Source organism: Variovorax sp. UMC13 (genome assembly GCF_014170375.1).
In the GTDB taxonomy this organism is placed as follows: domain Bacteria; phylum Pseudomonadota; class Gammaproteobacteria; order Burkholderiales; family Burkholderiaceae_C; genus Variovorax.
Genome location: NZ_LZZW01000012.1, coordinates 116,528 through 129,444 on the forward strand (window position 1 = coordinate 116,528; position 12,917 = coordinate 129,444).

The following is a 12,917-nucleotide window of genomic DNA, read 5'->3' on the forward strand; positions in this document are numbered from 1 at the left end:
TGAAATTGGTAGACGCAGGGGACTCAAAAATAGGGACTTCTACGTAGTTCTTGCTTGAGGTCACTGCCTGCCAAGCCGCATGGGACAAGGGATTGAGTGATAAATCGCCTCTTGATCGAGATGCCTGCATTTCGAGCCAGGAGTCAGCTAGGAGCCAGGACGATGCAAGCTGGCTCCCAGTGAGGAGTAGATAGTTGAAGTAGCATCGTGCGTCATGCCCGAGTGGTGAAATTGGTAGACGCAGGGGACTCAGACCAAATTTGAGCCCTCCGGGGGAAACCCCAGAGGTGAAGCCCGTCAAACTCGGCGAAGGCCCTGGACGCAAGTCCGAGCTAATACCGAGCCAAGCCCTGGAGCCGAAAGGCTCCTCGGAAGGTGTAGAGAGCAGACGGCGGGCACCTACGGCCGAAAGGCTATGGTGAAGGCGTGCTCCAGCCCACGAACGCCGTTTCTTCGGAGACGGCGGCGGCGAAAGCCGAAGTGGGAAGAAAATCCCCCGCCGCAAGGCGTGCCGGTTCGATTCCGGCCTCGGGCACCAATTCAAGAGCCGCCTCTGTCAAGCAGAGGCGGCTTTTTCGTTCTTGGTCTGCGTGCGCTTGAATCCTCGATCCCCCGCCATGAAGGTTTCCAGCATGTACGGGATCAGCATCGTGGCATCGACCGCCTCCCCATACGCCTGCGCGTACAGCGCGGCATAGCGGTCAAGGTCGGCTTTCAGGCTGACCGAGCACGCAAAGGTTAGCTTCGTGGACTCCAGCTTGGGCAGCGGCCCCAGCCGCAATTTCTTCGTCGTGCTCATCGCATCGCCCCCCGCTGGAAGAACATCGGCTGGTACGGTCGCAACACCAGATCGCGGTTGACGATGATCCGCACCGGCAGGCCCGGCCGCTCCGTCAAGGTCGGCTGAATGTTCATGTTGCGCCGGGTCATCTCCTGGCCGACCTGATTGATGCTGTCCTGCGCGCTGTCGCGCCCGGCAATCACGATGCGGTTGCCGTTCTGCCGGTTCTCCGGCGCGGCCAGCTCCGCGCCCACGCCCAGCAGTGTCGTCAGCGCCGCACCGGCAAAGACGCGATCCCAGTGCCAATCGACGCCATCCTCCAGGCCGGAGTAGCCGGCCGGGTCGGCGCCCGCGAGGTTGTCGAGCTTCAGCGAAGACGTATCCGGCAAGATAATGCGGTTCCACACCACCTGCACGCGGCTCTGCCCATAGCTCATCTGGCTGTTGTACTTGCCCATGAGGCGCGAGCCCTGAGGGATCAACAGAAACTTGCCCGTGGCCGAGTCGTAGACCGGCTCCGTCACCGTGCCAATCACGTCGCCCGGCAGGTCCGACTTGATGCCTGTCACCAGCGCCCCGGCGATCACCGTCCCGGCCATCATCTGGTACGGCGAGGCTGGCATTTGCAGATTGCCAGAATTGCGGGTTTCCGTAGAACCGCCTTTCAGGAAAGCCTCTTTCTGGTCTTGCCGGTTCTGCACGGCGGTCGGGTCGGCAGGCTGGGCAGCCGTCGAGGCCGGCCCAGCGGCCAGCGGGTCGAAGCCCGCCAAGGTCGATGCCGGGCCAGCCGCTTGCGCAGTCGCTGGCGCTGCGGTCTTGCCGGGCGTACCAGAATGGAAGAACACCGAGGAAGCCGCTGCCGCTTCGGCTTCCTTGCGCCGAGCGTCCTCCGGGTCGTGGCCCGGTGGCGCATACGTGGGTGTCACCGGCTGCTGCGCCTTCACGATGGCAGGGCCGAGATCGCCCGGCAGCGGCGGCCCCAGCTCCGGCACCTTCCGCAGCTTGGAGTAATCCGAAGGCAGGCCATCCAGCCCCTCGGACTTCGAGACGCGATCCACGTTGTAAAGCTCGGTCTGCTCGCCTGCGCCGCGCCGATGTGGCTGCAATGACCAGATCGTGGCCCCTAGCACGGCGACCGACAGGCCGCCCGTGAGCATGGCCAAGGTGCGCCGATTCAGGCGTGTGACCGGGCGCGGCTGGGCGCGCAGCGCCACCGCCTCGGGCGCGACCTTGCCCGCCTGTGGCGTGCCAAGATCGCGAGTGTCGTCCTGGCTCATGGTCAGTTCCTCCGCGTGCCACCGGAAACGCCATCGGTGCGCTCGATCCGCACCACATCGCCCTTGTCTCCGCCCAGGCGCAGTTCGGCCGCACCGAACAGGCGATCCACGATGTAATACGGCGACCGAAAACGGTAGTTCACCAACTGCCCGTCGCCCTGCGCGCCGATGACGAACAGCGGCGGCAGCTCGCCCTGCGCGATGCCCGGCGGGAACTGGATGTAGACCTTCCCGCCGTCATCGAAGGCGCGCAGCGGCTTCCACGGCGGATTGCTGCCGCTGACCGCGTAGCGGAAGCGGATCTTCTCCAGCGACAGGCCGCTATCGACCGGCGCGACGGCGCTGGCCGCTTGCGCCTGGCGCTGCAGGGCCAGCATCTTGTCCTTCGGGTACTCCCAGGACAACGACGCCATCCACGTCTTCTCGGTCGAAGTCAGCTCCAGCAGGTAGGTGCGCCGGCTGGTGGTGATGACTAGGTTGGTCTTCAACCCCGAGCGGATCGGTTTGACCATCACATTGACGCGCAGCGCATCGCCGCTGCCGCTCGACGTGTCCCCGACGATCCAGCGAACCGTGTCGCCAGCAGCCACCGTCACCAGCTCCTCACCAGGCTGGAGCGCGATCACCGTCACGCGGCCCACGGCCGCATAGACCTGATACAGCGCGCCATCTGTGAAGGGCCACACTTGAATCGCGTTGACGTAGCCCTCGCGCGTGGGCGCAATACGCGCCTCGGCGTTGGCGCGAGACACGCGCACGGTTTCATCGGCGGGTTCTGCGACGGACTTGGCATCCGGCACAGGTTTCATCTGCGCTGGCATCGGCAGCACCTGCGGCACAGCCACTACCTCCACAGGCGTAGGCGGCTCCGGCAGCGGCTGGGCCTGCACCGGCTCATCGAGCGAGATGGACGGCGGCGGCTTGCCCTGCGTAGCGCAGCCCGTGAGGGCAAGCAGCATGATCGGCAAGGCGGATTTACGGAAAAGATCATTCATGGTTTTGCTCCTTCGTTCGCTTCCAGTTCGCGGCTCCACGACAGCCCGTTGGCGTAGATGCCCAGGGGGTTTTTGCGCACGCGCTGCTCGGTGCGCGGCGTCTGCTGCACGATGGACACCACGGCGTTCCAGCGTTCGGTGCGATCCAGCGCGCCGTTGACGAAGCGCGTCTCCGTCCAGCGCACGTTGAACGACGTGTCGCTGGCGCGGGTCACGCTGCTGATCTGCACCGTCACCGACTCCTTGCCGATACGCGCGAACGGATCGTTCACGCGGGCGTACTCGTTGAGCACCACGGCGCCTTTGTCGGTCGTGTAGTCATAGGCATCGAGCCAGTTCTGCCGCACCACGATGGGGTCGATGGACAGCGAGCGCACCAGACCGATGAAGCGGCCGAGGTGGTAAGCAATCTGCGCATCGCTGGGCCGGTACGGCGTGGCCGCTTCGCCGACAGCGCGCACCTGACCCGAGTTGTCCACCTCGATGACGTAGGGGGTGACGATGGACTGCGCGGAACGCCAGACCAGGCCACCGGCCATCAGTACGGCCAAAGTGAGGCAGCCGAAGGCCATGAACCGCCAGTTCTTCGCCTGTACGCGGGCCGAGCCGATGCGCTCGTCCCAGGCCTGGGCGGCGGATTGGTACGGGGTAGCAGGCTGCGGTGTGTTGGCATAGCGCACCTGCGGTCTTTTGAATCGCATGGGAGTTCTCCTTCAAGATCAGGAATCGGAATCACGCAGGCTTGGCCCCTGGCTGGAGCTGCCGCCGTCGCCGCCGCGCAGCGTGTGGGCGGCGGTCGTCGCGGCATGGGTGAGTTGCTGCCTGCGGTGCAGGCGCTTGGCCCAGGCGGGTTGTTCGGCAGACGGAGCCGATCCGCTAGCGTCAGGGTCGGCGTGCGCGGCGCCGGAGGCCGGCGCGTCATCGGGCCGAAAGGCCGCCGCCATGCGTTCCTTCATCGACCGCGCCCCATCGGCGACTTTCTGCCCGGCCGCCTGCGCGCCGGTCTTGGCAACATTGCCCACGCCGGCGGCGGCACCCTTCAGGCCGCCACCGGCCGAAGTGGAGCCCGCCTGGTACGTCGACTTGGCGCTGCTGGCGGTCGATGCCATCGAGCGGGCGGCGGCGGGTGCCATGCGTGCCCCGGCCGCCACTGCGCTTCCGACGCCGGTAGCCGCGGCACCGACCGCCACGGCGGTTCCGGCTGCGCCGATGGCAGCACCGGCCATCGCGCCCGCGCCGAGCTGTGGCCCACCGGACACCAAGCCTGTCGCAATGCCCGGCCCAAAGATGCCCAGGGCCAGCATGGACAATGAGGCCAGCATGATGACCAGCGCCTGGTCGATGGACGGCTCGGAACCGGGCGGTATCCTGAATTCGGCGAACAGCCCTGAGCCGATACCCACGACGACGGCGAGCACCAGCACCTTGATGCCCGAGGACACCACGTTGCCCAGCACCTTCTCGGCCATAAACGCTGTCTTGTTCCAGAGGGCAAACGGCACCAGCACGAAGCCCGCCAGCGTGGTCAGCTTGAACTCGATCAACGTGACGAAGAGTTGCACCGCCAGCACGAAGAAGCTGACGATGACCACCAGCCAAGCGAGAAATAGCACGACGATGGGCGCGATGTGGATGAAGACCTCCGGGAAGCCCGCCATCTCCCGGATCTGGTCGAGGATGGGCGCCGCTGCGTCGATACCGGCCTTGGCCAACCGTCCCGGCTGCAGGAAGTTGCCCATGCTCAAGGTCGAGCCGCTGGCCGTCAGGCCCAGCCCGGCGAATGAGCGGAACAGGATGCCCGCCAGGGTGTTGAAATTGCCGATGATGTAGGCGAAGGCACCCACGTACAGCACCTTGCGGATCAGCTTGGCGATCACGTCCTCGCCCTGGCCGGTGGCATGCCCCATCGCCCAGAACAGCCCGGCGAGCGTCATGTCGATGACGATCAACGTTGCGGTCAGGAACGCCACCTCGCCATGCAACAGTCCGAAGCCCGAGTCGATGTAGCGCGAGAAGATGTCGAGGAAGCGGTCAATGACCGAAACGTCGTTCATGGCCTGGCTCCGTCAACGACTGTAGAAATCGACGGACCGCGGCGTGTACGGCGTGCCCTCACCCAGGAAGCGCCGGTTCACCTCGCGGCCCCGCTCCACGGCGGCGGCCTGCCGCGCCAGTTCCAGCGAGCCCGCGCGATCCTGCGTGATCTGCAGCCGCTGCGTTTGGATCGACTGCTTGGCCTGCAGGGCCAGCAACTGGTTCGTGGCCTGCATCGCCTGCAAAGCGCCCACCGCCGATTGGCTCTTGCCCACGAGGTCGGCCAGCACGCCTTCGTCGTCGCTCAGGTTCTGCGATGCCTGAGCCTGCATCTGCATGGTGGTCTGCAGGCCATCGAGCGTGTTCTTCCAGCGTTCCTGCGCGTCGCGGTACATCTGGTTGCCGCTCACGGTGGCGGCGTATTGCTCGGGGTACAGGCGCTGGAATTCCCGATCCAGATTCGTCACGTCATAGGCCAAGCCCTTGGCCTGCGCGATCAGCCGCTGGGTGGTCGCCAGATTGGCGCGCAGCTGGCCGACCACGCTGGATGGCAGACTGGCCAGGTTGCGCGCCTGGTTGATGAGCATCTGCGCTTCGTTCTGGAGCTGCTTGATCTGGTTGTTGATCTGCTCCAGCGTGCGGATCGCGGTCAGCGTGTTCTGCACGAGGTTCGTGGGGTCGATCACGACCCATTGCGCCTGCACGGCGGTAGCGGTGCAAAGCATGGCCGCGACGGCGGCGGCGAGAAGACGCTTTTTCATGATGGGTTCTCCTGGAGATGGGTGGACGGGAACGAGGACAGCAGGTCGGCGGCCCAATTCAGGCCGCGATGGCGCAGCCACGCGGCTACGAACGGGGTGGAAGCGGATGAAGCGGCAGCGAGCACCGCGTCGATGTCGCGCTGGTCTTGCGGCGTGGACGTGCCCGCAAAGGCCAGCGTCGCGGCGCCCAGGTCGAGGTCGAACAGGCGGTTGCCGAGTCGGGATTGGTAGTAGTAGTCGCGCTTGGGCTGCGCGGTCGCCACGATCTCGATCTGGCGCGAGTTCAGCCCGAAGCCTTCGTAGATAACCCTGATCTGCGGCTCGGTCGCCTGTGGGTTGGGCAGGAAGATGCGGCTCGCGCAGCTCTCGATGATTGCGGGCGCGATGCTCGAATCCTTGATGTCCGCCAGGCTCTGCGTGGCGAAGATGACGCTCACGTTCTTCTTGCGCAGCGTCTTGAGCCATTGGCGGATGCGCGCCGCAAACACCGGGTCATCGAGGAACAGCCACGCTTCATCGAGGATCAGCAGCGTGGGCGCACCGTCGAAGCGTTCATCGAAGCGCGCAAAGAGGTAATGCAGCACGGCCATGACGGCGGCCTTGCTGTGCATCAGTTCCTCCATCTCGAAGCACTGCACGGAGCCGGCGCCCAGGCGATCCGAATCCGCATCCAGCAGCTTGCCGTGGGCGCCGCCCAGCACGTACGGCGCGAGCGCCTGGCGCAGCGCATTCGATTGCAGCAGCACCGACAGGCCGGTCATCGTGCGCTGCTCCACCGGCGCACCGGCGAGACTGCCGAGCGCCGACCAGATGGCGGCCTTCTCTTCGGGGCCGACGGCTACACCCTCATGCCGCAAGCGCCCTTCGATCCATTCGGCGGCCCAGGTGCGGTAGCCCTCGCGGTCGATGCGGGCGAGAGGCTGAAACGCGATCTCGCCATCCATCCCGAGGTCGTAGTGCTCGCCACCCAGCCCGAGGATGGTGGCGCGCATCGAGCGTCCCATGTCGAAGGCAAAGATGCGCGAGCCGCGATAGCGCCGAAACTGCATCGCCAATGTGGCGAGCAGCACCGACTTGCCCATGCCCGTAGGACCAGCCACCAGCGTGTGGCCCACGTCGCCGATGTGCGTCACCAGCCGGAACGGCGTCGCGCCCTCAGTGCGCGTGACGATCAGCGGCGGGCCGTCGAGGTGCGCGTTCTTCTCCGGCCCGGCCCATACCGCCGACACCGGCATCAGGTGCGCCAGGTTCAACGTGGAGACAATGGGCTGGCGCACGTTCGCGTAGGCATGACCCGGAATGGACGACAGCCACGCATCCACGGCGTTGAGCGTTTCGGGGATGGTGACGAAGCCACGCCCCTGGATGACGCGCTCCACCCTGCGCAGCTTCTCGTCGGCCACGGCGGCATCCGCGTCCATGACGGTGACGGTCGCTGTCACGTAGCCGAAGGCCACTTGATCGCTGCCCAGCTCCTGCAAGGCGGCATCGGCATCGGTGGCCTTGTTGCTGGCGTCGGTATCGACCAGCGGGCTTTCTTGCTGGAAGATCGTCTCGCGCAGCAGCGCGATGACGTTCTTGCGCTTGGCGAACCACTGGCGGCGCAAGCGCCCCAACTCCCGTTCCGCCTCGGATTTGTCGAGGCACAGAAAGCGCGTGCTCCAGCGATACCCAAATCCCAGGCGGTTGAGGTCGTCCAGAATCCCCGGCCAGGTCGAGGTCGGGAAACCGCGCACCGTCGCCACGCGCAGATGCTGGTCGCCCAGCATCGGTGCCAGGCCGCCGATCAGCGGCGCGTCGGCTAGCAGAGCGTCGAGGTGGAATGGCACCTCGGGCACGCCCACGCGGTAACGCCGCGTTGAAACGGTGGCATGCAGGTAGGTCAGCGTCTGGCTGTCATCGAGCCAGACGATCTCCGGCATCACGCCATCGAGCAGGTCAAAGATGCGATCCGTCTCCGCGACGAAGGCAGTTAGGCGCTCGCGCCAATCCACGCCTTCGGTGGGTCGGTTCTCATAGAGCAGCCCTGCTGCGCGGGCGCGCGACTCCTCGGCCGGCAGGTACACCAGCGTGAGGTGGTAGCCACTCTCGAAATGGTTGCCCGAGTCCTCGAAGGCGGCGCGGCGCTCCTCGTCCACCAGCCAGGACAGCGGCTCAGGAAACTCCGAGTGCGGGTAGCTGGCCGCGGGCCGGCGCTCGGCTTCGATGAACAGCGCCCAGCCCGAGCTCAGGCGGCGCAGCGCGTTGTTCAGCCGCGCCGACGTGGAGATCAACTCGCCCTGCGTCGCGCTGTCGAGGTCAGGCCCCCGAAAGCGCGCCGTGCGCTGGAAGGCGCCATCCTTGTTCAGCACGACGCCCGGCGCGATCAGCCCGGCCCAAGGCAGCCAGTCGGCCAGCAGCGCCGGCCGCTGGCGGTATTCGGCAAGGTTCAGCATGGCATTCCCCTCACACGTCCAGCAGCGGCCGGTGCTTGATGTGGCGCGCGAAGACCTGCATGAACTGCGGATCGACACGCGCACCCCAGACCGCCAGCGCATGGCCGGCGATCCAGAGCACCACGCCCGGAATCCACAGTTGCAGGCCCAAGCCCACGGCGGCGGCCAAGGTGCCATTGGCAATCGCCACTGTGCGCGGCGCGCCGCCCAGCAGGATCGGCTCGGTCAGCGAGCGATGCAGGGGCACCTCGAAACCTGGAGCGAACCCCTGCACGCCATCGTGGGCCGCGTTCATACGACGGCCCCGCCCGAGAAGCTGAAGAACGACAGGAAGAACGAGGACGCGGCAAACGCGATCGACAGACCGAAGACGATCTGGATCAGCTTGCGGAACCCGCCCGAGGTATCGCCGAAGGCCAGCGCCAGGCCCGTGGCGATGATGATGATGACCGCGATGATCCGGGCCACCGGACCCTGGATCGACTCCAGGATGGATTGCAGCGGCCCCTCCCAGGGCATCGAGGAACCTGCGGCCTGCGCGGTGCCTGCGAGCAGCAGCATCAGCGCCGCGAGCATCAGACCCTGCAGGGCCGGGCGCGCCAAGCCATCCAGCCGCGCGGGGTGGCAGCGCAGGGCAAGCGGGTTTACAGAAATACGGAAAGCAGGAACGATCATCTGCGTCATGGCAGTTCTCCAGGTTGATCAGGGGACACGGAAGAAAGGTCGGACTGCGGCAGCAGCTCCGGGAATGGAGCCTCCAGCGCATCCGCCAGTTGGTAGCCCGAGCCGTCGAAGCCGACGACCCGAGCGATGCTCTCGATGCGGCGCTTGCGTCCGCGCCCGGCAATGTGGATGACCACGTTGACCGCTTCCGCGATCAGCGCACGGGGCGGGTTCACCGCCACTTCGAGAATCAGTTGCTCCAGGCGCAGCAGCGCGCCCAGCGCGGAGCCGGCGTGGATCGTGGCGATGCCGCCGGGGTGGCCGGTGCCCCAGACCTTGATGAGATCCAGTGCCTCGGCGCCGCGCACCTCGCCGACGACCACACGATCCGGGCGCAGGCGCATGGACGAACGCACCAGCTCGGTCATGGACACGACGCCCTGGCGCGTGCGCAGCGGTACGTGATCGCGCGCCGCGCATTGCAGCTCCACCGTGTCTTCGAGCACCAGCACGCGGTCGCCCGTGGCGGCGATTTCGGCCAGCAGCGCATTCGCCAAGGTGGTCTTGCCGGTGCTGGTGCCGCCCGCGATCAGGATGTTCTGGCGCTCGCGCACGGCGCGCACCAGCAAACCAGCCTGTGCGGCGGTCATCATCCCGTCCTCGATGTAGCGCGACAGCGGGATCACACCAAAGGCACGCTTGCGCAAGGCGAAGGCTGGCCCCGGTGCAGCGGGCGGCAGGATGCCCTCGAAGCGTTCGCCGGTCTCGGGCAGCTCTGCCGTCAAAAGCGGCTGGCCGCGATGCACCTCGGCGCCGACGTGGGCGGCCACGAGACGGATGATGCGTTCGCCATCAGCCTCGGACAGCTCCTCGCCCATCGGGGCGCGGCCCGTGGACAGACGATCCACCCAGAGCGTGCGGTCGGGGTTGAGCATGATTTCCACCACGTCCGGGTCTTCGAGCGCGGCGGCGATCAGCGGCCCCATGGCCGTGCGTAGCATCTGAATGCGGCGATCCAGCGAGGTGGCCGTGAAGGAGGAAAGAACGGCGCTCATAAGGCACGCTCCTGGGCATCTGCAGCGGCCGCCGCGCCCTCCGATCGCGTCGGATCGGGGTGCAGTTCCTCCACCACATCCCGCACCAGGCTGCGCCCGCGCAGCAAATGCCGTCCGAGCTGTTCGACGAACTGCTCGAAGCGGGCCTTGCCCTGGGCGCGAGCGGCGTCCTGATGGGCCTCGGGCACGGGCGTGCTCACAGTGAGGAAATAGCGGATGAACAGCGCCAATGTTTCGATGGCAATGTTCTGGTCGCGCTCCAGACGCTCGGCGTGGCGCGACAGGCGATCCAGTCGCTTGGCAATCGCCGCCTCGCGCTGGTCGGCCGCATCGGGCGACAGCCAGGAGGCCAGGGCCGCCGCGACGATGCTGGACTTGGACACGCCCTTCTTGGCGGCCAGTTCATCGAGCCGCTTGCTGTGCTCCGGCTGGATGAACACATTGAGGCGGTGTTGGGTCATAGGTCGATTCCGTCGTCAGGGTCAAGGGAAGCCAGCCGGGCCGTGCGCTGCAGGGCCGGGTCGAGCTGGCGAGGAAGGGGAAGCTGCATGTCATCGTCATCGAGCAGCCCGAGGTCGGCTGCAGGCGCAGCCAGGTCGGGGTCGTAGGCGGCGGCTTCGGAGAGTTCGGGTTGGCGACGCGGGCCGCCGTCGTCAGCGGCAGAGGGGAAGCCTTCAACGGCTTCGGTTGCAGGCGCCACCGGAACGGGAGGAACCGTCAGCCCGCTCCAGTCGTCGGGCCGTAAGGGAGGCACGTCGGCGTAGCGCCCCGCAACGAGTACAGGAGGCGGCAGCACGCGCCGCTGGAAGTTCGCGTCAGAGTAGTAGCGCAGCTTCTTGGCCTTGATCGGCGCGACGCTGGAAACCATCACCACCGCCTCATCGGGCGGCAGCTGCATCACCTCGCCCGGCGTGAGCAGCGGGCGGGCGGTTTCTTGTCTCGACACCATTAGGTGCCCCAGCCACGGTGCGAGTCGATGTCCCGCGTAGTTGCGCTGCGCGCGCAGCTCGGTAGCGGTGCCAAGGGTTTCGGAAATCCGCTTGGCCGTGCGCTCGTCGTTGGTGGCGAACGTCACGCGCACATGGCAGTTGTCGAGGATGGAATGGTTCTGGCCGTAGGCTTTGTCGATCTGATTGAGCGACTGCGCGATCAGGAAGCTGCGGATGCCGTAGCCCGCCATGAAGGCCAGCGCCGTCTCGAAGAAGTCCAGGCGCCCAAGCGCCGGGAATTCATCGAGCATCAGCAACAGCTTGTGACGGCGCTGGATGCCATCGCTGCCATCGAGTGATTCCGTCAGCCGCCGCCCGATTTGGTTGAGGATCAGGCGGATCAGCGGTTTGGTGCGGCTGATGTCCGAAGGCGGCACCACGAGATACAGCGACACGGGATGCTCGGCCGCGATCAGGTCGGCAATGCGCCAGTCGCAGCGCGAGGTGACTTCGGCCACCGTGGGGTCTCGGTACAGGCCGAGGAATGACATGGCGGTGCTCAACACGCCGGAACGCTCGTTGTCCGATTTGTTCAGGACTTCACGCGCTGCCGATGCCACCACCAGATGCGGTCCATCGCCGATGTGCGGCGTGGTCATCATCCGATGCAGGGTAAGCTCGAAGGGACAGGCCGGGTCGCTGAGGAAGTTGGCGACACCGCGCAGCGTCTTGTCTTCGCCTGCGTAGAGCACATGCAGGATGGCCCCAACCAGCAGCGCATGCGAGGTCTTCTCCCAATGGTTGCGCCGCTCCAGTGCTCCTTCGGGATCGACCAGAATGTCTGCGATGTTCTGCACGTCGCGCACTTCGTGCGCGCCGCGCCTCACCTCCAGCAGCGGGTTGTAGGCCGCCGACTTCGCATCGGTCGGGTTGAACAGCAGGCAGTGCGAGAAGCGCGAGCGCCAGCCAGCGGTGATGCTCCAGTTCTCGCCCTTGATGTCGTGAATGACGGCCGATGCGGGCCAGCTCAACAAGGTGGGCACCACTAGGCCCACGCCCTTGCCCGAGCGGGTAGGCGCGAAGGTCAGAACATGCTCCGGGCCTTCGTGCCGCAGGTACTGCTGGCGATGCAGGCCAAGGAATACGCCCGCAGACCGGTCAAGACTCGCCTTGTGGATGTCCTCCGCATTGGCCCAGCGCGCCGTGCCGTAGGTCGTGACCAGCTTGGACTGGCGCGAGCGCCAGATCGACATGCCGACGGCAACCACCACCGCGATCAGGCCGCTGCCTGCGGCAATGGCACCGCCCACGTCGAATACATGCGGCGCGTAGGCGTCGAAGAAGAACCACCACTCGAACAGGCGCCAGGGGTGATAGACCGGCGTGCCGAGGAAATCGAACCAGGGCGAACCCAGGCGTAGCTGGTAGCCCAGCGCCGCTGCTGTCCATTGCGTGGCGCTCCATACGCCAGCGATCACGATGCCGAAGACAACGGCAATCTGACCGAACAGCACGTTCGTTCCTTGCATTGGCCAACCTCCCGCTACGGCACAGGGACATGCCGTAGTGCCGAGGATCAAGGCGAGCGTGCAGGTCGGTCAAAGACCGTTATAGCGGGGATTCAGGCCAAAATGGCCAGACTTCTTGCTGTGGCGAAGGCAATAAAAATGCCGCATGCGCGAGCGCGCTGCGGCGTGATGAGGTAACAGCAAGAACTCTGTCGCGGCCAGGCGACGGCGCGGGGCGCTATTTGGATTGCTGTTCCGGCCGATCGCCGAAGAAACGCCGGTTGGCGGCTTCGGCCGCACGGCGGCAGAGTTCTTCTCCTGCCTTCGCGCGGTCTTCCTTGCACAGGCGCTGGACTTCTTTGAGGCGCTCGGGATGGGCAACGAGGAAGTCCACGGTTTCCGTCGGTTGGGATGGTCCACAGCCCGTCAGTGCGGCAACCATCAGCAGCGGCAGGAATCGGGTCATGGCTTGGGTCCTT

At 66.1% G+C, this 12,917-nt stretch carries 13 protein-coding genes; all 13 read right to left on the reverse strand.

Going from position 1 to position 12,917, the window contains the following annotated elements; genetic code table 11:
- Positions 1–556: 556 nt before the first annotated feature.
- The 13 genes from A9977_RS09035 to A9977_RS09095 all read right to left on the reverse strand — a co-directional run bounded on the left by A9977_RS09035 (position 557) and on the right by A9977_RS09095 (position 12,904).
- Entirely contained in the window at positions 557–799 is a 243-nt protein-coding gene (locus tag A9977_RS09035) for a DUF2274 domain-containing protein (protein ID WP_016452507.1), read from the reverse strand.
- Positions 796–2,058: a TrbI/VirB10 family protein gene (locus A9977_RS09040; protein ID WP_016452508.1), complete on the reverse strand. Its 1,263-nt coding sequence runs from the start codon at positions 2,056–2,058 to the stop codon at positions 796–798. The genes A9977_RS09035 and A9977_RS09040 overlap by 4 nt, the downstream gene beginning before the upstream one ends.
- A gap of 2 nt (positions 2,059–2,060) precedes the next feature.
- Positions 2,061–3,053: a P-type conjugative transfer protein TrbG gene (trbG, locus tag A9977_RS09045; RefSeq protein ID WP_016452509.1), complete on the reverse strand. Its 993-nt coding sequence runs from the start codon at positions 3,051–3,053 to the stop codon at positions 2,061–2,063.
- Complete coding sequence (gene trbF, locus A9977_RS09050) at positions 3,050–3,754, reverse strand: conjugal transfer protein TrbF (RefSeq protein WP_016452510.1); 705 nt, start codon at positions 3,752–3,754, stop codon at positions 3,050–3,052. Before trbF ends, trbG begins: the two co-directional genes overlap by 4 nt.
- Before the next feature lie 18 nt (positions 3,755–3,772).
- On the reverse strand, positions 3,773–5,107 hold the full coding sequence (gene trbL / locus A9977_RS09055) for a P-type conjugative transfer protein TrbL (RefSeq protein WP_016452511.1): 1,335 nt from the start codon (positions 5,105–5,107) through the stop codon (positions 3,773–3,775).
- A 12-nt stretch (positions 5,108–5,119) separates the two neighbouring features.
- Positions 5,120–5,848 carry a P-type conjugative transfer protein TrbJ gene (gene trbJ / locus A9977_RS09060; RefSeq protein ID WP_016452512.1) on the reverse strand — a complete coding sequence of 243 codons (729 nt, stop codon included), beginning with the start codon at positions 5,846–5,848 and terminating at the stop codon, positions 5,120–5,122.
- A complete protein-coding gene (gene trbE / locus A9977_RS09065) occupies positions 5,845–8,283 on the reverse strand; it encodes a conjugal transfer protein TrbE (RefSeq protein WP_016452513.1) in 2,439 nt (812 codons plus the stop codon). Before trbE ends, trbJ begins: the two co-directional genes overlap by 4 nt.
- A 10-nt stretch (positions 8,284–8,293) precedes the next feature.
- Positions 8,294–8,578, reverse strand: a complete 285-nt coding sequence (locus A9977_RS09070) for a VirB3 family type IV secretion system protein (protein WP_016452514.1) — start codon at positions 8,576–8,578, stop codon at positions 8,294–8,296.
- Positions 8,575–8,967 carry a TrbC/VirB2 family protein gene (locus tag A9977_RS09075; protein WP_016452515.1) on the reverse strand — a complete coding sequence of 131 codons (393 nt, stop codon included), beginning with the start codon at positions 8,965–8,967 and terminating at the stop codon, positions 8,575–8,577. Before A9977_RS09075 ends, A9977_RS09070 begins: the two co-directional genes overlap by 4 nt.
- Entirely contained in the window at positions 8,964–10,001 is a 1,038-nt protein-coding gene (gene trbB / locus A9977_RS09080; protein WP_016452516.1) for a P-type conjugative transfer ATPase TrbB, read from the reverse strand. The genes A9977_RS09075 and trbB overlap by 4 nt, the downstream gene beginning before the upstream one ends.
- Positions 9,998–10,462, reverse strand: a complete 465-nt coding sequence (locus tag A9977_RS09085; protein ID WP_016452517.1) for a hypothetical protein — start codon at positions 10,460–10,462, stop codon at positions 9,998–10,000. The genes trbB and A9977_RS09085 overlap by 4 nt, the downstream gene beginning before the upstream one ends.
- A complete protein-coding gene (locus A9977_RS09090) occupies positions 10,459–12,459 on the reverse strand; it encodes a conjugal transfer protein TraG (protein ID WP_016452518.1) in 2,001 nt (666 codons plus the stop codon). Before A9977_RS09090 ends, A9977_RS09085 begins: the two co-directional genes overlap by 4 nt.
- A gap of 217 nt (positions 12,460–12,676) precedes the next feature.
- Entirely contained in the window at positions 12,677–12,904 is a 228-nt protein-coding gene (locus A9977_RS09095) for an EexN family lipoprotein (protein ID WP_016452519.1), read from the reverse strand.
- Positions 12,905–12,917: the final 13 nt, after the last annotated feature.